The organism is Alterinioella nitratireducens (genome assembly GCF_013155465.1).
GTDB classification, from domain to species: domain Bacteria; phylum Pseudomonadota; class Alphaproteobacteria; order Rhodobacterales; family Rhodobacteraceae; genus Alterinioella; species Alterinioella nitratireducens.
The window spans coordinates 118508-140808 of sequence record NZ_JABJVX010000004.1; the positions used below are offsets into that span (position 1 = coordinate 118508).

The 22301-nt window shown below is 67.3% G+C and carries 21 protein-coding genes; 13 read left to right on the forward strand and 8 right to left on the reverse strand.

Annotated features, from left to right (window positions below; all coding sequences use genetic code 11):
- Positions 1-81: 81 nt before the first annotated feature.
- Entirely contained in the window at positions 82-765 is a 684-nt protein-coding gene (locus HNS34_RS08280) for a rhomboid family intramembrane serine protease (protein ID WP_172319586.1), read from the forward strand.
- Here HNS34_RS08280 and murJ read toward each other — a convergent pair.
- Genes murJ through HNS34_RS08295 form a run of 3 tightly spaced genes read right to left on the reverse strand, consistent with a single transcriptional unit; the run spans position 762 to position 6269 of the window.
- On the reverse strand, positions 762-2309 hold the full coding sequence (gene murJ, locus HNS34_RS08285) for a murein biosynthesis integral membrane protein MurJ (RefSeq protein WP_172319587.1): 1548 nt from the start codon (positions 2307-2309) through the stop codon (positions 762-764). The genes HNS34_RS08280 and murJ overlap by 4 nt on opposite strands.
- The gene (locus HNS34_RS08290) at positions 2306-5137 is read right to left on the reverse strand and encodes a [protein-PII] uridylyltransferase (protein ID WP_172319588.1); all 2832 of its coding nucleotides are present in this window, start codon (positions 5135-5137) and stop codon (positions 2306-2308) included. Before HNS34_RS08290 ends, murJ begins: the two co-directional genes overlap by 4 nt.
- The gene (locus tag HNS34_RS08295; protein ID WP_172319589.1) at positions 5097-6269 is read right to left on the reverse strand and encodes a penicillin-binding protein activator; all 1173 of its coding nucleotides are present in this window, start codon (positions 6267-6269) and stop codon (positions 5097-5099) included. The genes HNS34_RS08290 and HNS34_RS08295 overlap by 41 nt, the downstream gene beginning before the upstream one ends.
- Before the next feature lie 90 nt (positions 6270-6359).
- Between HNS34_RS08295 and rsmI the strand changes: the two genes are divergently transcribed.
- From rsmI to gshB, 3 genes are all read left to right on the forward strand, one after another.
- A complete protein-coding gene (gene rsmI / locus HNS34_RS08300) occupies positions 6360-7253 on the forward strand; it encodes a 16S rRNA (cytidine(1402)-2'-O)-methyltransferase (RefSeq protein WP_172319590.1) in 894 nt (297 codons plus the stop codon).
- Complete coding sequence (locus HNS34_RS08305) at positions 7250-7603, forward strand: YraN family protein (protein ID WP_172319591.1); 354 nt, start codon at positions 7250-7252, stop codon at positions 7601-7603. Before rsmI ends, HNS34_RS08305 begins: the two co-directional genes overlap by 4 nt.
- A 76-nt stretch (positions 7604-7679) precedes the next feature.
- Positions 7680-8621, forward strand: a complete 942-nt coding sequence (gene gshB, locus HNS34_RS08310; protein ID WP_172319592.1) for a glutathione synthase — start codon at positions 7680-7682, stop codon at positions 8619-8621.
- A gap of 37 nt (positions 8622-8658) precedes the next feature.
- Here gshB and HNS34_RS08315 read toward each other — a convergent pair whose 3' ends face one another.
- Genes HNS34_RS08315 through cobU form a run of 4 tightly spaced genes read right to left on the reverse strand, consistent with a single transcriptional unit; the run spans position 8659 to position 12081 of the window.
- Positions 8659-10197, reverse strand: coding sequence for a YifB family Mg chelatase-like AAA ATPase (locus tag HNS34_RS08315; protein WP_172319593.1), 1539 nt, complete (start codon positions 10195-10197; stop codon positions 8659-8661).
- A 45-nt stretch (positions 10198-10242) separates the two neighbouring features.
- On the reverse strand, positions 10243-10923 hold the full coding sequence (locus HNS34_RS08320; RefSeq protein WP_172319594.1) for a glutathione S-transferase: 681 nt from the start codon (positions 10921-10923) through the stop codon (positions 10243-10245).
- A gap of 58 nt (positions 10924-10981) precedes the next feature.
- Positions 10982-11557 (reverse strand): histidine phosphatase family protein, encoded by a 576-nt coding sequence (locus HNS34_RS08325; RefSeq protein ID WP_172319595.1) that lies wholly within the window; start codon positions 11555-11557, stop codon positions 10982-10984.
- A complete protein-coding gene (cobU, locus tag HNS34_RS08330) occupies positions 11554-12081 on the reverse strand; it encodes a bifunctional adenosylcobinamide kinase/adenosylcobinamide-phosphate guanylyltransferase (RefSeq protein WP_172319596.1) in 528 nt (175 codons plus the stop codon). The genes HNS34_RS08325 and cobU overlap by 4 nt, the downstream gene beginning before the upstream one ends.
- A gap of 91 nt (positions 12082-12172) precedes the next feature.
- Between cobU and HNS34_RS08335 the strand changes: the two genes are divergently transcribed.
- From HNS34_RS08335 to HNS34_RS08370, 8 genes are all read left to right on the forward strand, one after another.
- Positions 12173-13051: an RNA polymerase factor sigma-32 gene (locus HNS34_RS08335; RefSeq protein WP_172319597.1), complete on the forward strand. Its 879-nt coding sequence runs from the start codon at positions 12173-12175 to the stop codon at positions 13049-13051.
- A gap of 43 nt (positions 13052-13094) precedes the next feature.
- A complete protein-coding gene (locus tag HNS34_RS08340; protein WP_407925858.1) occupies positions 13095-13889 on the forward strand; it encodes a ChaN family lipoprotein in 795 nt (264 codons plus the stop codon).
- A 73-nt stretch (positions 13890-13962) separates the two neighbouring features.
- Entirely contained in the window at positions 13963-15162 is a 1200-nt protein-coding gene (gene coaBC / locus HNS34_RS08345; protein ID WP_172319598.1) for a bifunctional phosphopantothenoylcysteine decarboxylase/phosphopantothenate--cysteine ligase CoaBC, read from the forward strand.
- A gap of 42 nt (positions 15163-15204) precedes the next feature.
- Positions 15205-15669, forward strand: coding sequence for a dUTP diphosphatase (gene dut, locus HNS34_RS08350; RefSeq protein WP_172319599.1), 465 nt, complete (start codon positions 15205-15207; stop codon positions 15667-15669).
- Positions 15669-16718: a HesA/MoeB/ThiF family protein gene (locus HNS34_RS08355; protein WP_172319600.1), complete on the forward strand. Its 1050-nt coding sequence runs from the start codon at positions 15669-15671 to the stop codon at positions 16716-16718. The genes dut and HNS34_RS08355 overlap by 1 nt, the downstream gene beginning before the upstream one ends.
- Before the next feature lie 63 nt (positions 16719-16781).
- Entirely contained in the window at positions 16782-17573 is a 792-nt protein-coding gene (locus HNS34_RS08360) for a transporter substrate-binding domain-containing protein (protein ID WP_172319601.1), read from the forward strand.
- A 73-nt stretch (positions 17574-17646) separates the two neighbouring features.
- Entirely contained in the window at positions 17647-18441 is a 795-nt protein-coding gene (locus HNS34_RS08365) for an amino acid ABC transporter permease (RefSeq protein ID WP_172319602.1), read from the forward strand.
- A 166-nt stretch (positions 18442-18607) separates the two neighbouring features.
- A complete protein-coding gene (locus HNS34_RS08370) occupies positions 18608-20629 on the forward strand; it encodes a M3 family metallopeptidase (RefSeq protein WP_172319603.1) in 2022 nt (673 codons plus the stop codon).
- A 27-nt stretch (positions 20630-20656) separates the two neighbouring features.
- Here the strand turns inward: HNS34_RS08370 and HNS34_RS08375 are convergent, their stop codons facing one another.
- On the reverse strand, positions 20657-21163 hold the full coding sequence (locus HNS34_RS08375) for an SH3 domain-containing protein (RefSeq protein WP_172319604.1): 507 nt from the start codon (positions 21161-21163) through the stop codon (positions 20657-20659).
- A gap of 144 nt (positions 21164-21307) precedes the next feature.
- On the opposite strand from HNS34_RS08375, the gene HNS34_RS08380 reads away from it, so the two are divergent.
- Entirely contained in the window at positions 21308-22294 is a 987-nt protein-coding gene (locus HNS34_RS08380) for a 2-hydroxyacid dehydrogenase (protein ID WP_172319605.1), read from the forward strand.
- The last annotated feature ends 7 nt before the right edge of the window (positions 22295-22301 follow it).

Sequence of the window (22301 nt, forward strand, 5' to 3'; positions counted from 1 at the left end):
CTTGCGGTCGGGGCATCTTTTCATCCACGCGCGTCTCGCTTACCCATGGGCGCAAGGCCCGTCAACCGAGAGGCACAGACGATGCGTAGCGACGATTCATCCCCCTTCAACGTGATCCCGCCCGCCGTGGTGGCCCTGTCGGTCCTGATCGCGGGGCTGGAGGTGATGTTCCAGCTTGCCGCCGCCGGAATACTCGGCGGGCAGGACGGGGTCGGCTGGCGCATCGCGGCGCTGACCGATTACGCGGTGCGCGACGATGTCTGGGAATGGATGCTGGCCAACCGGAATTTCCGGCCCGATGAACTGCTCCGCTTCATCGCCTATCCGCTGCTGCATGGCGGCTTCGTTCATGCGGCCTTTGTCGTTGTCTTCCTGCTGGCCCTTGGCAAGCTGGTGGCCGAGGCGTTCTCCTCCGCCGCCTTCCTCGCGATCTTCTGGATCTCGGCCCTTGTCGGCGCATTGGCCTTCGTCACGATCCTGGACAGCCGTCCGGCACTGGTCGGGGGCTATCCCGGTGTTTATGGCCTGATCGGGGCGTTTTCCTTCATCCAGTGGGTCGGCCTGCGCGGCACCGGAGGCAGCCAGTTCCGCGCGTTCCAGCTGATCGCCATCCTGCTGGCGATCCAGCTTCTCTTTGCCACGCTTTACGGCCAATACGGGGATATCGTCGCCGATCTCGGCGGCTTCGTGACCGGGTTCCTCCTGTCCTTCCTGCTAAGTCCTGGCGGCTGGCATCGCTTCCTGGTCAAGATCCGGCGGCGTTAGCCCCGGCGCAGGGCCTGCCGGAAATCGGACAGGCGAAACGCGCCCATCACCTGCCCCGCGACCCCGTAGACCGCGATCCCGAGCACCACCAGAAGCGCCAGCGCCAGGTAGCGCCAGCCGCCCGTTTCCAGCATCGGCGCCAGCGCGCGGGCCAGGCCCCAGAGGAACGCCGCCATGAGAGCCGAGGCCATCACGATCCGGCCAAGACGCGCCATATAGCGGGCGTCGAACCGCGCGACGTCTCCGAATTTGCGCGCGCCCCAGAACAGCAGCCCGCACATCGCCCAGGCCGAGACCGTGGCGGCGACGGCAGGGGCCAGCCAGCCGATCCAGGGCATGAGGCCGAAGGCGAGAGCGGCATTCACCACCATCGCAACCAGCGCATAGCGGAAGGGCCGCGCCGTATCCTCGCGCGCGAAGAAGAGCGGCTGTTGCAGCTTTTGCAGGACGAAGGCGGGCAGGCCGAGACCGTAGATCGCCAGGGCGGAGGCAATGGCGGCACTGTCGCTGGCCTCGGTCGCGCCGCGTTCATAGAGGACCGAGACCAGCGGCAGGGGGATGACAAGGAAGGCCGCCGCGCAGGGCAGGGTCAGGGTCATGGCAAATTCGCCCGCACGGCTGAAAGAGGACCGAGCGCCCGCGTCATCGCCCGATTTCAGCCGCCGCGACAGCTCCGGCAGCAGCACGATGCCGATGGCGATGCCGACCACGCCAAGCGGCAATTGATAGAGCCGGTCGGCCGCGAAAAGCCAACTGACCGCGCCCTCGGTGCGCGAGGCGACCAGTTGCCCCACGACAAGATTGATCTGCACCACGCCATTGGCGAGCGCGGCAGGCAGGCCCACGGCCACAAGGTGCTTCATCTCGGGCGACCAGCGCGGGCGGCTTGGCCGGATCACGACGCCCGCCTTCTCCGCCGCGCGCCAGACCAGCGCCAGTTGCGCGGCCCCCGCCAGTGGAATGGCCCAGAGAAGCCAGGTGATCACCGCGCCACCCGTCAGCGCGCCAAGCGTCATCGCACCGATGGCGAAGATGTTGAGCAGCACCGGCGCGGCGGCGGCGGCGGCGAAACGGCCATTGGCGTTCAATACGCCCGAGAACAGCGCCGCCAGCGACATGAACAGGATGTAGGGAAAGACGATGCGCCCAAAGCCCACGGCGAGGTCGAACCGTTCATCGCCCCGGAACCCCTCCGCCGTGGCCCAGACCAGCGCGGGCATGAAGACCATGCCAAGTGCGACCAGCACAAGCACGACCGCCGAGAGACCGCCGAACGCCTCGCGCGCGAAATCATCGGCATCCGCGCCCGCCTCGGCGCGCTTGGCATACATCGGCACGAAGGCCGCGTTGAACGCGCCTTCGGCCAGGAAGCGGCGGAAGAGGTTGGGCAGCCGGAAGGCGGCGACGAAGGCATCCAGCAACGGGCCGGGGCCGATCAGCGCCAGGATCAGGATCTCGCGCAGGAACCCCATGACGCGGCTGACCAGCGTCCAGCCCCCCACGGTCAGGAACCCCGAGACCAGCCGGATGGGCCGCGCGCTCATGCGCCCGCCCGTTCCGCGACGCGGGCGATGGCGGCGCGCAGCTTCTTCTCCAGCGCCTCCTGCTTGAGCTTGTTGTGCAGCTTCAACCCGAACATGTCCTTGACGTAGAAACTGTCGATCACCTGTTCGCCGAAGGTCGCGACGACGGCGCTGGCGATGTAGATATTGCTGTCGGCCAGCGTCTTGGTCAGGTCATAGAGCAGGCCGGGCCGGTCGCGGGTATCGACCTCGATGATCGTGTAGATCTCGGATCCGTCATTGTCGAAGGTGATCGTGGTCGGCACGTTGAAGCGGCGTTCACGCTTCTTGATCTTGTCGCGCTGGTCCATCGCGGTCGAGGTCACGACCTCGCCCTTCAGCGTCTTCTCCATCATCGTGCGCAGGCGGGGCAGGCGGCGTTCCTCGTAGGGGTGGCCCTCGTGGTCCTGCACCCAGAAGACGGCGGTGGCATAACCGTCCTTGGTGGTGAAGGTGCGCGCATCGACGACATTGGCCCCCACCAGGCTGAGCGCGCCCGCCATGCGGCTGAAGATGCCGGGATGATCGGCCAGCGCGAATGAGACGCGGGTGGCGTCGCGATCCTCGTCCAGGCCGGTTTCGATGCGGATCTCGTGCTCGGTTATATCGCGCAGCATCTCGGCGAAGATGACATGCGCATCGGTGTGCAGGCCCTGCCAATAGGGCGCGTAATGGCGCCCCGTCTCGGCAGTCAGCGCCTTGCGGTCCCAGCCTTTCAGCCGCGCGCGCAGGGCCTTCTTGGCCTCGGTCTTGCGCTTGTCGCGGTTCAGGTCCTCCAGCCCCGTCTCCAGCGCCTCGCGCGTGGTGTGGTAGAGTTGGCGCAGAAGCGTCGCCTTCCAGTTGTTCCACACTTTCGGCCCGACGCCGCGAATGTCGCAGACCGTCAGCACCGTCAGCAGGTCCAGCCGCGCGATGGTCTTCACCGCCTTGGCGAAATCGCGCACCGTTCGCGGGTCGGAAATGTCGCGCTTCTGCGCCATGTCCGACATCAGCAGGTGATGGCGCACCAGCCAGGCGACGGTTTCGGTATCCTCGGGTTTCAGACCCAGGCGCGGGCACATCAGCCGCGCGATCCGGGCCCCCAGGACAGAGTGATCCTCGGATCGGCCCTTGCCCAGGTCATGGATCAGGCAGGCCAGGTAGATGACCTTGCGGTTGACGCCCGCCTTGAGGATGGCGGAGGCCACCGGCAATTCCTCCTCGACCTCGCCGCGTTCGATCTGTGCCAGGTGCGAGATCACCTGGATCGTGTGCTCGTCGACCGTGTAGCTGTGATACATGTTGAACTGCATCATCGCCACGACCGGCGCGAATTCCGGCAGGAAGGCGGCAAGCACGCCAAGCTCGTTCATCCGGCGCAGCGCGCGTTCGGGATTGCCGTGTTTCAGCAGCAGGTCCATGAAGATGCGGGTGGCGACCTTGTCGCGGCGCATCTCGTCGTCAATGAGGTGCAGGTTGGCCACCACCAGCCGCATCGCATCGGGATGGATCAGGTAGCGGGTGCGCAGCGCCTCCTCGAAGAGGCGCAGAAGGTTCAGCTTGTCGGACAGGAACTCTGCGTCATCGACGATGGCCAGCCGCCCCTGGATCACGGTGAAATTCGGTTTCAGCTTGCGCCGCCGCGCCCGCGCCCCGCGCAGAAGGCCGATCAGCATCGGCTCCTTCTTCAGATGCGCCGCCTCCATCGCGGTCAGGAAGATGCGGGTCAGCTCGCCTACGCGGGTGGCGTGGCGGAAATAGTCCTGCATGAAATGCTCGACCGCCCGCCGCCCCCCGTGATCGACATAGCCGATGCGCTCGGCCACCTCGACCTGCAGATCGAAAGTCAGCTGGTTCTGCGCCCGGCCCGTGATCAGGTGCAGATGACAGCGCACCGCCCAGAGGAACCGCTCGGCGGCATTGAAGGCGCGGTATTCGTCCAGCGAAAAGACGCCGAGATCGACCAGTTCGCGCGCGCGCTGCACGTCATGCTCGTATTTCGCGATCCAGTAGAGCGCCTGCAGGTCGCGCAGGCCGCCCTTGCCCTCCTTCACGTTCGGCTCGACCACGTAGCGCTGGCCGCCCTGTTTCTCATGCCGTTCGGCGCGTTCCTCCAGCTTGGCCTCGATGAACTCGCTGACGGTGCCGGCAAAGACCTTGTCATGCAGGGTGCGGGTCAGATCCTCGGCCAGCCCCGCATCGCCCGCGACATAACGCATCTCAAGCAGTGAGGTGCGGATGGTGAAATCCTGGCGGGCCAGCCGGACGCAATCGGGGATCGAGCGGCTGGCGTGACCCACCTTAAGGCGCAGATCCCACAAGATGTAGAGGCAGCTTTCGATCACGCTCTCGGCCCATCCGGTCATCTTCCAGGGCAGCACGAAGAGCAGGTCGAGGTCGGAATAGGGCGCCATCTCGGCGCGTCCCGAGCCGCCAACCGCCATCAGCGCCAGGCGTTCGGCCTCGGTCGGGTTGGGGCAGGGGTGCAGATAGGTGGTGGCCACGCGCAGCGTCTCGCGCACCATCCCGTCGGCCAGAAGGGCATAGGCCCGCAACACCCGGCGCGCGGCCAGCGGCTTTTGTGCGAAGGCCGCGGCGATGGCGGCGCGCGATCTGTCCTGAACCTCGTTCAGCACCGCGACCGTTGCGGCGCGGATGTCAGCGGCATCGCTCAGACCGGCCAGGTCGGCATCCAGCCGGTCAGCGACGGCGCTTGCGTCAAATATCTCGGACCCCGGAAGAATAAGCTCTCCGGGGTCCGATGAAATGGCGGGAAGGCGGGGGTTCCGGTCAGAAGCCGGGACCGCCAAGGCGTCCTGGAGCGGGGTCAATGATCGCCACCTGTTGATCTTGGATTTCAGCGATGGCCAGCGCGCGCTGCACGGTGCCGGTGCTGCGCAGACGGAACGCGCCCCCGGCCCCGTTGAAGCCGGTCGCGCCCGCCAGATTGGTCACCCCGAGGGCACCGGTCGTTGCCGCCGTTTCGCCGACCGCGCGCATCGCGTCATAGCCGATCCCGGCCAGCACATGCGGCGCGTCGCCATAGGCGGCGGTGTAGCGCGCGTTGAAGGCGGCGGCGGCGTTCGGGTCGGGCAGCGCGAACCAGCCGCCCTGCAGCCCCGACAGCTCCAGCGTCTGCGAGGGCACATCCCACCGGGTCAGGCCCATCACCCGCACCGCCTCGGTGTCCAGCCCGTTCTCCGGCAGAAGCTGCGCGAAGAGGGGCAGGGCGGCGGAGGCGTCCGAGGTGATCACCAGCGCATTGGCATCCGCCGACCGGATCTGGCCCATCACGTCGGGAATGGCGTTGATCACGCCGGTTTGCGAGAACTCGTAGCTGGTCACGCCCGCGACCGTGCCGCCGGCGCGGGAAACGGCGCTCTGCACCGCGTCGCGCGCGACCTCGCCGGCCAGGTTCTGCGCGTGCAGGATCATCACCCGGTTGCGCCCCTGCGTGACCGCGTAGCCCGCCAGCCGCTCGGCGGTGTTCTCGTAGGTGTTGCCGAGGACAAAGACATTGCCGCCCGCGATTTCGGTGTTGTTGGAGAAGCTCAGCACCGCGATATTGCTGCTGGCGACGGCCACGCCAACGGCGGCGGCGGCATCCGAGCGCAGCGGCCCGATGATGACCTGCGCGCCGTCCTGCACCGCCTGGCGCGCCACCGACGCGGCCTGTGCGGCATTGCCCGCCGTGTTGTAGACGGTCAGCTCGACCTCGACGCCGTTCAATTCCGAGGCCGCCAGCCGTGCCGCGTTTTCCAGCGACCGCGCGACCAGCTCGTCGCCTGCATTGGCCGAGCCATAGGGCAGCAGCATGGCGACCGACACAGGCGTGCCGCTGCGCAGTTGCGGGCCCGCGCCGCCGATCGGCAAGGCCACGTCGCAGGCGGCCAGCACGAAGGCGAGGAAGGTCAGGATCAGATAGCGTGGCGTCCGGCGAAGCAGGCTGATAGCAATGGTCATGAAAGCCGTCTCCCGATGCGGCGAGGGGGATGTTTTGCCCGGACCCTACACGGGTTCATTGCCACAAGTAAACGACAGGAAACGCCCGCGATGAGTGATCAGCCAGCCACCGCCAAAAAGGGGCTCGCGCACGACCTTGCACCGGGCCTCTACCTTGTGGCGACCCCGATCGGGGCGGCGCGCGACATCACGCTGCGCGCGCTCGATGTCCTGGCCGGGGCCGATGCGATCGCGGCCGAGGATACCCGCACCGCCCGCAAGCTGATGGAGATCCACGGGGTCGCCGTCGCCGGGCGGCCTCTTCTGGCCTATCACGATCACAGCAAGGACAGCGCCCGTACCCGCGTGCTGCGCCTGATCGAGGAGGGCAAATCCGTGGCCTATGTCTCCGAGGCCGGCACGCCGCTGGTCGCCGATCCCGGCTACCAACTGGCCCGCGCCGCGATTGCGGAGGGCTTGCCGGTGACCACCGCGCCGGGGGCCTCGGCGGCCATCGCCGCGCTGTGCCTCTCGGGCCTGCCAAGCGACCGTTTCCTCTTCGCGGGTTTCGCGCCGCAGTCCAGGGCCGCGCTGAAGACCTGGGTCGCGGAACTGGCCCCGATCCGCGCCACGCTGATCCTCTACGAATCGCCGCGCCGGATTCACAAATTGTTAGATGTTTTGGCGGATGGTCTGGGGGGCGACCGGCGGGTCGCGATCTGCCGGGAACTGACGAAACATTTCGAAGAGGTGCTGCGCGGCAGTATTGATGACCTGCGTGACCGAATCGCGGATCGAGCGCTCAAGGGCGAAATCGTCGTCGTAATCGACAAGGGCGACGCGGTGGAAACAGACGCGGAAACACTTGACGATGCGTTGCGTCAGGCCCTTGTCGGCCAGTCGGTCAAGGATGCGGCGGCGATGGTGGCGGCGGCGACCGGGTTGCCGAAGCGGCAGGTATACCAGGCGGCATTGCAACTGTCGCGGCAGGAGGATGAGACATGAGCGGCAAGGTTTCCTATCTCGCGGGGTTGTCGGCGGAAGACCAGGTTGCACGCGACTACGCCCGCTCGGGCCATGTGATTCTCTCCCGCCGCTGGCGGGGCGCGGGCGGTGAGATCGACCTTGTCGTCGAACGCGATGGCGTTGTCATCTTCATCGAGGTCAAGAAAAGCCGCGATCACGCGCGTGCCGCGGAACGCCTGTCGCAACGCCAGTTGCGCCGCATCTTCCTCAGCGCCGAGGATTACATCGGCTCGCTGCCGGACGGGGCCAACACCAATGCCCGCGTCGACGTGGCGCTGCTCGACGCGCAAGGCCGGATCTGCATCCTCGACAACGTGATGTGCGCCTGAGGCGGCAGGCCCGCCATTGCACCTCGCGCCAACTCGGGTCATCTATGCCGCAGCCTGACCAGCCCGGAGATGCGCCATGGCCCTCAAGATTGCCTTCCAGATGGACCCGATCGACGCGGTCGATATCGACGCCGACAGCAGTTTCCGCATCGCCGAGGAGGCGCAGGCGCGCGGTCATTCGCTGTTTTACTACACCCCCGACAAGCTCGCCTACCAGGAGGGGCGGATCACCGCGCGGGGCTGGCCGCTCACGGTCCGCCGACAGCGCGGCGATCACTTCACCCTGGGCGACAGGGCCGAGGTCGATCTTGCCGAATTCGACGTGGTCTGGCTGCGCCAGGATCCGCCCTTCGACATGAGCTATATCACCACGACGCATCTGCTCGACCGCATCCATCCCGAAACCCTCGTGGTGAATGATCCGTTCTGGGTCCGCAACTACCCCGAGAAGCTGCTGGTCCTAGACTTCCCCGACCTCACGCCGCCCACGACCGTGGCGCGCGATCTGGCCACGCTCAAGGCCTTCAAGGCGCGCCATGGCGACATCATCCTGAAGCCGCTTTACGGCAATGGCGGGGCGGGGGTCTTCCGCCTGACGCCCGAGGATCGCAACCTCAATTCGCTGCATGAGCTCTTTGCCGTCCTCAACCGCGAACCCCTCATTGCGCAGAAATTCCTGCCCGACGTGGCGGCGGGCGACAAGCGGATCATCCTGGTCGATGGGGAGCCTGTGGGCGCCATCAACCGGGTGCCCGCCGAGGGCGAGACGCGCTCCAACATGCATGTCGGCGGCCGACCCGAAAAAGTCGAGATGACCGAGCGCGACCGAGAGATCTGCGCCCGCATCGGGCCGCTTTTGCGCGAAAAGCGCCAGATTTTCGTCGGCATCGACGTGATCGGCGGCTGGCTGACCGAGATCAACGTGACCTCGCCCACCGGCATCCAGGAGCTTGAGCGCTTTGACGGCCTGAACATTGCCGAAAAGATCTGGCAGGCCATCGAGGCGAAACGGGGCTGAAGCGAGGAGCGCGCGCAAGCGGGCGAGGAGCGGCCCCTCAATTCCGCGCCGCGATCAGCCGGAAACTCAGCGCCTCGGCGATATGGGGCATCGCCACGCCGTCGGACCCTTCCAGATCGGCAATCGTGCGCGCCACCCGCAAGATCCGGTGGTAGCCGCGCGCCGAGAGGCGGAACTTGTCGGCGGCCTTCAGCAGCATGTCGCGTCCTTCCTTGTCTGGGGTCGCGATCTCCTCCAACAGCGCGCCGTCGGCATCGGCATTCACGCGCGCCGTCACCTCCAGCGCCTCGAATCGCGCGCTCTGCACCGCGCGCGCCGTCGCGATCCGGGCCGCGACCGTGGCGCTGTCATCGCCCGAAGGCGGCAGGTCCAGGTCGGTGAACCCTACCGGCGGCACCTCTAGCCGCAGGTCGAACCGGTCCATCAGGGGCCCCGAGATACGGCCCATGTAATCCTCACCGCACAGCGGCGCGCGCCCGCAGGCCTGGTCGGCATCGTAGAGATGGCCGCAGCGGCAGGGATTGGCGGCGGCAATCAGCAGGAACCGGCACGGGTAGGTCACATGCGCATTGGCCCGCGCGACCACGACATCGCCGGTCTCGATGGGTTGGCGCAGAGTCTCCAGCACGGGGCGGGCATATTCGGGGAACTCGTCCAGGAACAGCACACCATTATGGGCCAGGCTGATCTCGCCCGGCTTGGCATTGCGCCCTCCGCCGACAATCGCGGCCATCGACGCGGTGTGATGCGGCGCGCGGAAAGGCCTTGTGCGGGAAATTCCGCCCTCGTCCAGCAGGCCCGCCAGTGAATGGATCATCGAGGTTTCCAGCGCCTCGGCGGCAGTGAGCGGCGGCATCAGGCCGGGCAGGCGCGCGGCCAGCATCGACTTGCCGGACCCCGGCGCCCCCACCATCAGGAAGTGGTGCCGTCCGGCGGCGGCGATCTCCAGCGCCCGCTTGGCGCGTTCCTGCCCGCGCACTTCGCGCAGGTCCTTCACCGATGCCTCGGCGATCACCTCGCCGGGTTCGGCGGGGGCCAGCGGCGCGCGGTCGGTCAGGTGGCCGATGATCTCGGCGAGGGTGCGCCCCGCGAACACCGGCGTCGCCCCGACCCAGGCGGCTTCCGCCCCGCAGGCGGCGGGGCACAGCAGCGCGCGGCCATCCTCGCCTGCCGCCAGCGCCGTGGGCAGCGCGCCGATGACGCCCACGAGCGAGCCATCGAGCGACATCTCGCCCAGGCTCATCGCCGCCTCGACCCGCTCCTGCGGGATCACGCCGAGCGCGCCCAACAGCGCCAGCGCGATGGGCAGGTCGAAATGCGAGCCCTCCTTGGGCAGGTCGGCGGGCGACAGGTTGATCGTCACGCGCTTGGATGGCAGCGCAATCGCCATGGTCGAGAGCGCCGTGCGCACCCGGTCGCGCGCCTCCGAGACCGCCTTGTCGGGCAGGCCGACGATGGAAAAGGCGGGCAGGCCGGGGGTGACGGCGCATTGCACCTCGACGCGGCGCGCCTCCAACCCCTCGAAGGCGACGGTGTAGGTGCGGGCAAGGCTGTCTGGGCGCGGGGCATCGAGCATGGTTAACGATTAGCCCGCGCGGGTTAGCGAAAGGTTAACCGCCGATCAGGATTGCGGAAATTCCCGGCGCGGCAGGTCCATCTCATAGGCGGGCTGGTCCGGCCCCTCGTCCAGCCCCGCCTTGCGCCATTCGACAAGGCGCGGGTGGGCCAGGTGGCGACTGACATAGGCGCGCGCCCTCTCGGAGACCGGCAGACCGTATGTCACCAGCCGCGTCGCCAGCGGGGCAAAGAACACGTCGGCCAGAGAATAGGCGCCACAGAGCCACGGACCGCCATGCGCCCCCAAGGCCCGCGCCCACAACGCCTCGACCCGTCCGATATCGGCCAGAACGGCGGCGCTCGGCTCGAACCCCGTCCAGCCCGTGCGCAGGTTCATCGGGCAGGCGGCGCGCAGGGCGGAAAACCCTGAATGCATCTCGGCCACGAGGCTCAGCGCGTCGCCGCGCGCGCCTGGGTCGGCGGGCAACAGCCCCTTGTCGGGGAAGGCTTCTGCCAGAGCCCATGCGATGGCCAGGCTGTCAGTCAGCAGCGCGCCGTCCGGTGCCTTCACCAGCGGAACCGTGCGGGCCGTGTCGGAAAACGCCGCCAGATCACGGGCGAAATCGTCGCAATACATCCGGGTCGAGGTCACGTTCACCGGAATACCGAACGCGGCGAAGCACAGCCAGCCGCGCAGCGACCAGCTGGAATAGGATTTGTCGGCGATGAGCAATTCATATGTCATGGCGGCACAAGACCCTGATCCGGCGCGCCTGTCCAATGCCAATTCGTGGCGCGCCCCATCACGGGCAGCGATTGATCGCCTCGACGCGCCAGCCGCCCTCATGCACCAGATGCGTCACCGAGAGATTGCCGATCTCATGCGCCAGCGCCTCATAGGCCGTGCAGCTTGATGCGCGCTGGATCTGCGTCAGGATTACGCCGATATGGGCCACCGCGATGATCTCGGCCTCGGGATGGACCGCATTAATCCGATCGACGAACCCCGCCACCCGTTCCGCCGCCGCGTTCCAGCTTTCGCCGCCGGGGGGCGCGACATCGCCGGGCTCCTCCCAGTAGCGGCGGCTCAAGGCCGGGTCGCGTGCAGCGACCGCGTCGAACCGCAGCCCGTCCCAATCGCCCAGGTTGAACTCGCGCAGATCCGCCGCATGGGGCAGGCGTGTGCGTCCACCCGCCAGCGCATCCGCCGTTGACACCGCGCGGATCAGGTCGGAGGAGACCAGCAGCGCCCCCACTGGCAGCGCCGCATCAAGCCGCGCGATCCGCGCCCTATCGCTCAGGTCGGCGGGCACGTCGCGCCAGCCCACGAAGGCCGTCTCATGCGTCGGAGCATGCCGCACCCAGTGCCAGACGGTCATGGGCCGTCCCCTTTCAGGACCATCGGCAGACCCGCGACCACCATGGCGACAAATCCGGCCTCCGTTGCCAGCTTCTGGTTCAGCCCGCCCTGCGCCGCGCGAAACCTTCGCGCCAGCGCGTTCTCCGGCACGATGCCCTGGCCGACCTCGTTGCTGACGACGACCACCGGGCAGGGGCAGGCGGCAAGGGATGCCATCAGCGCCCGCGCCTCCGCCTGCCAATCGCGGTCCGCCAGCATCAGGTTGCTCAGCCACAGCGTCGCGCAATCGACCAGCGCCACGTCCCCCGCCGCAAGCCCGCCAACCGCATCGGCCAGCGCAAGCGGAGCCTCGACCGTGTCCCAATCGTCTCCCGCCCGCGCCTGCCTGTGCGCCGCGATCTTGGCCTCCATCTCGGAATCGAACGCTTGCGCCGTCGCAATATAGACCCGCCGCGCGGAGACCGCGCGCACCAGCCCCTCGGCATAGGCCGATTTGCCGGACGCGGCCCCGCCCAGGATCAATGACAAAGACGGCAAAGACATGCGCGGCCCCCCGCATTTTTTCGCAGAAAATTTGAACCAGACCCCTTAACGGCGCGTAACCCTAGCAGAACCTGACCCAGGAGGGGGCGTTATGGCACTCGATATTCACGCTGACCAGACACTTTCCCGGCACGCCCGCGCGGCGGAATTGCTGGATGCGGAAACCGAGGCCGACCTCGCCCGCGCCTGGCGCGATGACCGCGACGAGGCCGCCCTGCACCGCCTGATCACCGCCTATATGCGGCTGGCCATCTCGGTCGCCTGGAAATTCCGCAATTACGGCGCGCCCATGAGCGACCTGATCCAGGAGGCGGGGCTTGGCCTGATGAAAGCCGCCGACCGGTTCGACCCGGATCGCGGCGTGCGCTTTTCCACCTATGCCGTGTGGTGGATCCGGGCGGGAATGCAGGACTTCGTGATGCGCAACTGGTCGATGGTGCGCACCGGCTCGACCTCCTCGCAAAAAAGCCTCTTCTTCAACCTGCGCCGTGTGCGCGCCCGGCTGGAGCGCGAGGCAGCCGCCAATGGTGAACGCCTCGACGGGTTCCAGCTGCGCGAGATGATCGCGCATGAGATCGGCGTCAAGCTGAGCGAGGTCGAGATGATGGAAGGCCGCCTTGCCGGCTCGGATTTCTCGCTCAACGCCGTGCAGAGCGAGGGCGAGGAGGGCCGCGAGTGGATCGAGCTTCTGGAGGATGAGACTGAACAGGCCGCCGATCAGGTCACGCGCGAACGCGACACCGAGACATTGAAGGGCTGGCTTTCGGGGGCCATTGGCAGCCTGACCGAGCGCGAACAGACCATCATCCGCGCCCGCAAGCTGTCCGAGACTGCCCGCACGCTGGAATCGCTAGGCGAGGAGCTTGGCCTCTCCAAGGAACGCGTGCGCCAGATCGAGGCGGCGGCGCTGGTCAAGATGCGCCAGAACCTCGCCCCCCGCGAAGAGGAGTTGCGCGCCTTTATCGGCTGAGCTTGCGGATAGGGGGCCGATCATGGTCAAGATACGCGCCATGATGCTGCGCCTTTTCCTTGCCCTGTTCATCTTCACCGTCCCCGCACTGGGCGAGGAGCTTTCAGGCATCGACGCCCTGGCCGGGGCCGATGTGGTGCTGCTCGGCGAAGTGCATGACAATCCCGATCATCACCTCTTCCAGGCCCGTGCCCTGCGTGCCCTGACCCCCACCGCTGTTGTCTTCGAGATGCTGAGCGGAGACCAGGCCGCCCGCATCACGCCCGACCTACTGGACAACCCCGAGGCGCTTGCCGCCGACCTGGACTGGGATAACAGCGGCTGGCCAGATTTCGGGATCTACGCGCCGGTCTTCGCGGCCCTCGGCTCGGCACGGGTCTACGGCGCCGCGCTGCCGCCCGCGACGGTGCGCGCCTCCGTGACGGAGGGCGCGGTTGCGCATTTTTCGGGCGATGCAGATCAGTTCGGGCTGGCCGCGCCACTGGAGCCGGACGAACAGGCGGCGCGCGAGGCGGGGCAGGGGGCGGCCCATTGCGGCGCCCTGCCGGTCGAGATGCTGCCCGGCATGGTCGCGGCACAGCGCCTGCGCGACGCGGAACTGGCCCGGCAGGTGATCCTGGCGCAAGAGGCCACCGGCGGCCCGGTCGCGGTCATCACCGGCAATGGCCATGCGCGCAGCGATTGGGGCGTGCCGCGCGTTCTGGCACAGGCCGCGCCGGAGCTGACCACCCTGTCGCTCGGCCAGCTGGAGGCCCCGCCGGAGGGCACGGCCCCTTATGATCTCTGGCGCGTTACCCCGCCCATCGACCGCCCTGATCCCTGCGACGCCTTCCGCTGATCCGGGCCATTTCGATTGAGTTTGGCCCCTCAACCCCCTACCTCTGGGGCAAGCGGCACAAAGGGACATCACGATGCTGACCGACAAGCGCATTCTCCTGATCATCGGCGGCGGCATCGCGGCGTTCAAATCGCTCGACCTCATTCGACGGTTGCGCGACCAGGGCGCCACCGTCACGCCGGTCCTGACCCGCGCGGCGGAGGAATTCGTGACGCCGCTATCGGCCTCGGCGCTCTCGGCGGAGAAGGTCTATCGCGACCTCTTCGACCTGACCGATGAGGCCGAGATGGGCCATATCGAGCTATCCCGCGCCGCCGACCTGGTCGTCGTCGCGCCCGCCACCGCCGACCTGATGGCCAAGATGGCGGGCGGGTTGGCCAATGACCTCGCCTCCACCCTGCTGATGGCCACCGACAAGCGCGTGGTGATTGTTCCGGCCATGAATGTGCGCATGTGGGAGCATCCGGCGACGCAGCGCAACCTGGCGACGCTGAAAGGCGACGGCGTGCTGGTCGCGGGACCAGAAGAAGGCGCGATGGCCTGCGGCGAGTTCGGCCCCGGACGCATGGCCGAGGTGCCCGACATCATCGAGGCGATCCGCGCCGCGCTGACCGATGGGCCCTTGAGCGGCAAGCATGTCCTCGTGACCTCCGGCCCGACGCATGAACACATCGACCCGGTGCGCTACATTGCCAACCGCTCCTCGGGCGCGCAAGGATCGGCGATTGCCGCGGCCTTGCGCGACCTGGGCGCGACAGTGAGCTTTGTCACCGGCCCCGCCGATATCCCGCCGCCTGCCGGGGTCCGCGTGGTCCGGGTGCAGACCGCGCGCGAGATGCTGGAGGCGGTCGAGGCCGCCCTGCCCGCCGACGCCGCCGTTTTCGCCGCCGCCGTCGCGGATTGGCGCGTGGCCAATGCCGCCGACCGCAAGATGAAGAAGACCGACAGCACCGGGCTGCCGACGCTGGAATTTGCCGAGAACCCCGATATCCTCAAGACCGTCGCGCAGATGGGCGAGGGCCGCCCCGCCCTCGTCGTGGGCTTTGCCGCCGAAACGCATGAGGTCGCCGCCAACGCCACCGCCAAGCGGATGCGCAAGGGCTGCGACTGGATCGTGGCCAACGATGTCTCGGCGGCGACCGGCATCATGGGCGGGGCCGAGAACAAGGTGAGCATCATCACCGGAACGGGGGTCGAGGACTGGCCGCGCCTCAGCAAGGAGGAGACCGCCCGCAGGCTGGCGCGCCGCATCGCCGATGCGCTTGGCCGCTAGGGCGGAATTTTGAGTATTTTGGCCAAGAAGATGGGAGGGGCGATGCGCGTCGATATCCGGGTCATGCGGGAAGATTGGGCCGATGCGCGCGTGGCGTTGCCCGCCTATGCGACGCCGGGCGCGGCGGGGGCCGACCTGCGGGCGAATTTCGCGGAAAGTGATCGGGACGGGATCGTGCTGGCCCCGATGGCGCGGGCGATTGTGCCGACCGGGCTGCGGGTCGAGATCCCCGAAGGCTACGAGATGCAGATCAGGCCGCGCTCGGGCCTGGCGCTGAAACAGGGTCTTTCGCTGCCCAACACGCCCGGCACCATCGACAGCGACTACCGGGGGCCGCTTGGGGTGCTGATGATCAACCTCGGGGCTGAGCCCGTGCATATCGCCCATGGCACCCGCATCGCGCAGGCCGTGATCGCGCCGGTGGTGCGGGCGGGGTTCGACCTGGTCGACGCCTTGACCGAAAGCGACCGGGGCGGCGGCGGTTTCGGCTCCACCGGGGTGGGCTGATGGGGTGGGTTCTGCTGATCGCGGGCGGTCTCTGGGCGCTTGGCTGGTGGATGGGAACGCCGGTGCGGGCGCGGCTGATCCTGCTCGGGCTCCTGTTCCTGGGCGTTCTGGCGATCCATGTAGCCCTGCCGGACGGGCATCCCTTGCGTCTGGCCCTGGGCGACAGCGCCGGTCCCTGGCTGGTGCTGGCGGGGCTGGTCGGGCTGGTGCTGGCCTATCGCCAGGTTCTCGGACGCCTGCGCGCGCGTGCCGGTGAGGCCGAGGAGGCCCGCGCCGACGAGGCGCCGCAACCGGGCCCTTTCAGTGACGCCGAGCTTGAGCGCTACGCCCGCCACATCACCCTGCGCGAGATCGGCGGCACCGGGCAGCGGCGTCTGAAGCAGGCCAAGGTGCTGGTGGTGGGGGCAGGCGGCCTTGGCTCGCCCGCCTTGTTCTACCTTGCGGCGGCGGGGGTGGGCCGCATCGGGGTCATCGACCATGACGTGGTGGACCTCTCGAACCTGCAACGCCAGATCATCCATACCGACGCGGCGCAGGACATGCCGAAGGTGTTTTCCGCGGCCGAGCGTGTCGCGGCCCTCAACCCGCATGTCGATCTCCGCCCCTACAACCGGGAACTGACAGAGGATATCGCGCAGGAGCTTTTCGCCGAGTATGACCTCATCCTCGACGGCACCGACCATTACGCGATCCGCGCGCTGATCAACCGGGCCGCAGTGGCGACCGGAACGCCTGTCGTGTCCGGGGCCATCGCCGCCTGGGAGGGGCAGGTGACGATCTTCGACCCTGCGCACGGCGCGCCCTGCATGGCCTGCGTCTTTCCCAAGCCCCCCGCGCCAGGACAGGCGGCAACCTGTTCCGAGACCGGCGTGATCGGCGCTTTGCCCGGCATCATCGGCTCGCTCATGGCCGCCGAGGCGATCAAGCATATCGCGCATGCGGGTGAACCGCTGAAGGGCCGGATGCTGATCTATGATGCGCTCTACGCCGAAACGCGCGTCATCACCGTCAAGCGCGACCCCGACTGCCCGGTCTGCGGCGCGGGCTGACCCCCTTGCGCGGGCGGGGAACCGCGCCATACTGCGGGGATAACAGACAGGGAGATCACGAAAATGAACCGCCTAGTTGCTGCCGCGCTGGCCATTGCCGCGCTGGCCCCGACCCTTGCCCTGGCCGATGGCCACCTGCCCGATCTCGACGGGCGCGAGATCGTCATCGCCACCGAGAACGCCTATCCGCCGCTGCAATTCGTCGATCCCGTCACTGGCGACCCCGTGGGATGGGAATATGACGCGATGGAGATCATCGCCGCGCGCCTCAATGCCGACATCACCTATGAGACGATCTCCTGGGATGCGATGATCGCCGCCGTTGCCGAGGGCCAGTTCGACATGGGCATGACCGGCATCACCATCCGCGAGGACCGCGCCGAGATGGTCGATTTCTCGGACAGCTACATGACCAGCCAGATGCGGATGCTGGTGCGCGCCGATGAGGACCGGTTTTCCGACGCGCAGGGCTTTGCCTCGGATGACGATTTCCTGATGGGCAGCCAGGCCGGCACCACGCCCTTCTATGTCGGCGTCTACGAGGTTCTGGACGGCGACGAGGCCAACCCGCGCATTGTCCTGTTCGAGACTTTCGGGGCCGCCGTGCAGGCGCTTTTGACGGAAGATGTCGATATGGTGCTGACCGATTCGACCGGCGGCGAGGGCTATGTGCGGGCCAATCCCGACGACCTCCGGATTGTCGGAGACCCTCTGGGAACCGAGGAGTTCGGCTTCATCTTCCCGCCGGGATCGGACCTGGTCGGCCCGATCAATGCCGCGATCGCCTCGATGCGCGAGGATGGCACGCTGGATGCGCTGAACCAGCACTGGTTCGTCGAGTATGAGTTCGAATAACCTGCAACGATAACGTGTTTGCGGCCCGGCCACCCCTGCGAGTGGCCGGGCTTTCGCATGGAGGGCGGCGATCATGGCGGCATCCGCGCCGGACAAGGATTTCCCCTGGTGGCTGCTGGCGGTGGTGGCCCTTGGCGGCTTTGCCTATTGGCAGATCCTGTCGGACGACCTCTATACCCAGGTTCTGTCCACGCTGAGGCGCGGGATCGTGACGACGGTTTTCGTGACGCTGGTAGGCTTTGCGCTGGCCGCCGCGCTTGGGCTCCTGCTGGCGCTGGCGGCGCTGTCGCGGTCCCTGATCCTGCGCCAGGTCTCGCGCTTCTATGTCGAGATCATCCGCGGCATCCCGATCCTCGTTCTGCTGCTCTATGTCGCCTTCGTGCTGGCCCCGGCGCTGGTCGCGCTGTGGAACTGGGGCGCGGAAAGCGTCGGGGCCGACCCCATCCGCACCCGCGATTTCAACCTGCTCTGGCGGGCGATCCTGGCGCTGTCCATCGGCTATTCCGCCTTCCTGGCCGAGGTGTTCCGCGCCGGGTTGCAATCGGTGGACGCGGGCCAGATCGAGGCCGCCGAGGCGCTTGGACTGAACCGCTGGAACCGGTTTCGCCATATCGTCTTTCCGCAGGCGATCCGCACCATCCTGCCGCCCCTGGGCAATGATTTCGTGGCGATGGTCAAGGATAGCAGCCTGGTCTCGGTTCTGGGTGTGCTGGACATCACGCAACTGGGCAAGGTTACGGCGGCGGGCAACTTCCGCTATTTCGAGACCTATAACGTGGTCGCCCTGATCTACCTGACGATGACCATCACCCTGTCGCTGGTCCTGCGCCGGTTCGAGAAACGGATGCGGCAGAGGCCGGACGGGTAGGGGCGTGCCAGGGCTTGTGGGTGCGGTGCCTGTGGCTTGGGTCGGATTTTGAGTATTTGGACCAAGAAGATGGGGGCAGGCGCGCGTTAACCTTAATCGGGGGTTAGCGGGGCATGGCGGTTGCGGATGTGAAGGTCTATCTAGGCGCCAACAGAGGAGATCGTATATGACCAACCCGCTCTTGCAGGACTGGACCACGCCGTTCGGTCTGCCGCCCTTCGATGGGATCGAGGACGCGCATTTCGGACCCGCGCTGGAGGCGGCCCTGGCGGAAGGACGGCGCAATATCGCCGCGATTGCGGAGGATCCCGAGGCGCCCACATTCGCCAATACGCTCGAGGCGCTGGAGTGTGCCGACCGGCTTCTGGATCGGGTCGCGGGCGTGTTCTATAACCTCGCCGGGGCCGATGCGACCCCGGCCCGCGAGGCGTTGCAGCGCGAGATGGCGCCGAAGCTGGCGGCCTATTCCTCCGAGATCACCAATAATCGCGCCCTGTGGCGCCGGATCGAGACGCTCTGGCAGAGCCGCGAGGCGCTCGGCCTGACCGAGGAGCAGGCCCGGGTGCTGATGCTGACCCGCCGGTCTTTCCTGCGCGCGGGCGCGGCGCTGGAAGGTGAGGATCGCGCGCGGCTGACCGAGGTGAAGGCGCGGCTGGCGGTGCTTGGCACGCAGTTCACCCAGAACCTGCTGGCCGAGGAACGCGGCTGGTTCTTGGAGCTGGCCGAGGGCGATCTCGAGGGCCTGCCCGGTTTCGTCGTCGATGCGGCGCGGGCGTCAGGTAGGGAAAAGGGTGCGGCGGGGCCGGTGATCACGCTGTCGCGCTCGCTGATTGTGCCGTTCCTGCAATTCAGCCCGCGCCGGGACTTGCGCGAGAAGGCGCAGAAGGCATGGGCGGCCCGCGGGGCCAATGGCGGCGACACCGACAACCGCGCCATCGCGGCGGAGATACTGGCCTTGCGCCAGGAGCGGGCGCAGCTTCTGGAGTATGAGAGTTTCGCCACCTACAAGCTGGAAACCGAGATGGCGAAGACGCCGGGCAATGTCCGCGAGTTGCTGATGCAGGTCTGGGAACCGGCCCGCGCGCAGGCACAGAGGGATGCCGAGATCCTCACCGGAATGATGCGTGAAGACGGGATCAACGGCGACCTCGCGCCCTGGGACTGGCGCTACTACGCGCAAGCAAGGCGCAAGGTCGAGCACGATCTGGATGAGGCCGAGCTCAAGCCCTATTTCCAACTCGAGCGCATGATCGCGGCGGCCTTCGATTGCGCAAACCGCCTCTTCGGGTTGGACTTCACGCCGCTCGATGTGCCCCTCTATCACCCGGATGTCCGCGCCTGGGAGGTGACGCGGGAGGGCCGCCACATGGCTGTCTTCCTCGGCGATTATTTCGCGCGCGGCTCGAAGCGCTCGGGCGCGTGGTGTTCGGCGATGCGGTCGCAGTCGAAGCTGGATGGCGAGACCCGGCCCATCGTGGTCAATGTCTGCAATTTCGCCAAGGGCGACCCGGCGCTCCTGTCGCATGACGATGCGCGCACGCTGTTCCATGAATTCGGCCACGCGCTGCACCAGATGCTGTCGGATGTGACCTATCAATCCATTTCCGGCACCTCGGTGGCGCGCGATTTCGTCGAATTGCCGAGCCAGCTCTATGAACACTGGCTGGACGTGCCGGAGGTGCTGGAGAAACACGCGCTGCATGTCGAGACCGGCCAGCCGATGCCGCGCGACCTGTTGCAGCGGCTGTTGGCCGCGCAGACCTATGACATGGGGTTTCAGACGGTAGAGTTCATCGCCTCGGCGCTGGTCGATCTCGATTTCCACGACGGCCCCGCACCCGCCGATCCGATGGCGGCCGAGGCCGAGACGCTTGCCCGGATCAAGATGCCCGATGCCATCGTGATGCGCCACGCGACGCCGCATTTCGCACATGTTTTTTCCGGCGACGGCTATTCCTCGGGCTATTACAGCTACATGTGGTCCGAGGTGATGGATGCCGACGCCTACCGGGCCTTCGAGGAGGCGGGCGATCCGTTCGATGCGGACACGGCGGCCAGGCTGGAACGCTTCATCCTGTCGGCGGGCGGCAGCGCTGAGGCCGATGCGCTCTACACCGCGTTCCGGGGGCGGATGCCGGGGGTCGGGGCGCTGCTGGACGGGCGTGGGCTCAGCGCGGACAGCCCGTAGGGGCAGGAGACGCGGCGCGGGGCGCGGTCAATCGAACTCCTCGCCCGGATCGACGCCCCAGAGCGTCGTGATCGGCACCCATCCGCTATGCCCGCCCACGTCCAGCCGGCACCAGTCGTCGGCGCACTCCTCGACAAAGGCGATGACGCCAAGCTCGGCCTGCGCGCGCACCGGGGAGTCGGGGTCGGGGCGCTGGCGCAATTCCAGCATGTCGACCTCGACAATCGCCGTGCGCACGCCCGAAAGCAGCGAGTAATGCATCCAGCCACCAGCCCCGTCGCGGTCGATCACGCGCCGCCAATTGCCATATTCGGCGACGATCTGCATCGGGATGTTGCGGCGCTGGAAAACCCAGTCGATGCGGTGACTGCGCGACGGTCCGCGCCGGGCATGGGCCTCGGGGGCCCGGATCGAGACGTAGCGCGGCAAGGGAAAGCCGGTGACGGGTCCGACGGCCTGATCCTGCGCCGGAACCGGGTCCGCGCCAAGTGACAGTGCCAAAGCCAGGACGAGGCCCGCCCAGATGCGTTTCATGTGGTTGTCTGCCCGTCTCATGGGCCGCGTTTGTTGCGGCCTCGTTGGTGTTTTTGTCGCGCCCGCGCGGCGATGCCTTGCGGCGCGGGCGCGGATAAGAGAGTGTCACGGAAAGGGCAGCAAAGCCAGCAAAGGATGCATGTGATGCCAGGTCAGAAGCTGAGTGTTGTCGTAACGCGACGGTTGCCCGAAGCCGTTGAAACCCGGATGTCGGAACTGTTCGATGTCGAGTTGCGCAGCGACGACACCCCGATGAGCCGCGATGAACTGGTCGCCGCGACGCGTCGGGCCGATATCCTTGTTCCTTGCGTGACCGATACGATCGACGCAGGGCTTCTGGGCCAGGCGGGCGAAAAGCTGAAACTGATCGCCAATTACGGCGCTGGCGTGGATCATATCGACGTGCACACCGCCCGCCAGCGCGGCATCCTGGTCTCGAACACGCCGGGCGTGGTGACGGAAGACACCGCCGACATGACCATGGCGCTGCTGCTGGCCGTCACCCGCCGCATCCCCGAGGGGCTGGCCACGATGCAGGCGGGCCGCTGGACCGGATGGGCCCCCACCGCCTTCATGGGCGGGCGCATTGGCGGCAAGCGTCTGGGCATCCTCGGCATGGGCCGGATCGGGCAGGCCGTCGCCCGCCGCGCCGCGGTTTTCGGGATGCAGGTGCATTACCACAACCGCCGCCGCTTGCATGAGGATATCGAGGCCGAGTTGGAGGCGACCTATTGGGAAAGCCTCGACCAGATGATCGCGCGCGTCGATGTGTTGTCGATCAACTGCCCGCATACGCCGTCGACCTTTCATTTGATGAACGCGCGGCGGCTGAAGCTGATGAAGCCCTCGGCGGTCATCGTGAACACCTCGCGCGGTGAGGTCATCGACGAGAACGCCCTCACGCGGATGCTGCGCGCGGGCGAAATCGCGGGGGCAGGGCTGGACGTCTTCGAACACGGCAAGGACGTGAACCCGCGCCTGCGCGAGTTGGAGAACGTGGTGCTGCTACCGCATATGGGCTCGGCCACGGTCGAGGGCCGGGTCGAGATGGGCGAGAAAGTGCTGATCAACATCAAGACCTTCGCCGATGGGCACAGGCCACCCGATCTTGTGGTGCCGAATATGTTGTGAGGGGGGT

Excerpts from the sequence above, each read along its gene's own strand:
- HNS34_RS08280 (WP_172319586.1), top strand. The coding sequence starts at position 82 with ATGCGTAGCGACGATTCATCCCCCTTCAACGTGATCCCGCCCGCCGTG.
- murJ (WP_172319587.1), bottom strand. The coding sequence starts at position 2,309 with ATGAGCGCGCGGCCCATCCGGCTGGTCTCGGGGTTCCTGACCGTGGGG.
- HNS34_RS08295 (WP_172319589.1), bottom strand. The coding sequence starts at position 6,269 with ATGACCATTGCTATCAGCCTGCTTCGCCGGACGCCACGCTATCTGATC.
- rsmI (WP_172319590.1), top strand. The coding sequence starts at position 6,360 with ATGAGTGATCAGCCAGCCACCGCCAAAAAGGGGCTCGCGCACGACCTT.
- HNS34_RS08305 (WP_172319591.1), top strand. The coding sequence starts at position 7,250 with ATGAGCGGCAAGGTTTCCTATCTCGCGGGGTTGTCGGCGGAAGACCAG.
- gshB (WP_172319592.1), top strand. The coding sequence starts at position 7,680 with ATGGCCCTCAAGATTGCCTTCCAGATGGACCCGATCGACGCGGTCGAT.
- HNS34_RS08315 (WP_172319593.1), bottom strand. The coding sequence starts at position 10,197 with ATGCTCGATGCCCCGCGCCCAGACAGCCTTGCCCGCACCTACACCGTC.
- HNS34_RS08320 (WP_172319594.1), bottom strand. The coding sequence starts at position 10,923 with ATGACATATGAATTGCTCATCGCCGACAAATCCTATTCCAGCTGGTCG.
- HNS34_RS08325 (WP_172319595.1), bottom strand. The coding sequence starts at position 11,557 with ATGACCGTCTGGCACTGGGTGCGGCATGCTCCGACGCATGAGACGGCC.
- cobU (WP_172319596.1), bottom strand. The coding sequence starts at position 12,081 with ATGTCTTTGCCGTCTTTGTCATTGATCCTGGGCGGGGCCGCGTCCGGC.
- HNS34_RS08335 (WP_172319597.1), top strand. The coding sequence starts at position 12,173 with ATGGCACTCGATATTCACGCTGACCAGACACTTTCCCGGCACGCCCGC.
- HNS34_RS08340 (WP_407925858.1), top strand. The coding sequence starts at position 13,095 with ATGCTGCGCCTTTTCCTTGCCCTGTTCATCTTCACCGTCCCCGCACTG.
- coaBC (WP_172319598.1), top strand. The coding sequence starts at position 13,963 with ATGCTGACCGACAAGCGCATTCTCCTGATCATCGGCGGCGGCATCGCG.
- dut (WP_172319599.1), top strand. The coding sequence starts at position 15,205 with ATGCGCGTCGATATCCGGGTCATGCGGGAAGATTGGGCCGATGCGCGC.
- HNS34_RS08355 (WP_172319600.1), top strand. The coding sequence starts at position 15,669 with ATGGGGTGGGTTCTGCTGATCGCGGGCGGTCTCTGGGCGCTTGGCTGG.
- HNS34_RS08360 (WP_172319601.1), top strand. The coding sequence starts at position 16,782 with ATGAACCGCCTAGTTGCTGCCGCGCTGGCCATTGCCGCGCTGGCCCCG.
- HNS34_RS08365 (WP_172319602.1), top strand. The coding sequence starts at position 17,647 with ATGGCGGCATCCGCGCCGGACAAGGATTTCCCCTGGTGGCTGCTGGCG.
- HNS34_RS08370 (WP_172319603.1), top strand. The coding sequence starts at position 18,608 with ATGACCAACCCGCTCTTGCAGGACTGGACCACGCCGTTCGGTCTGCCG.
- HNS34_RS08375 (WP_172319604.1), bottom strand. The coding sequence starts at position 21,163 with ATGAAACGCATCTGGGCGGGCCTCGTCCTGGCTTTGGCACTGTCACTT.
- HNS34_RS08380 (WP_172319605.1), top strand. The coding sequence starts at position 21,308 with ATGCCAGGTCAGAAGCTGAGTGTTGTCGTAACGCGACGGTTGCCCGAA.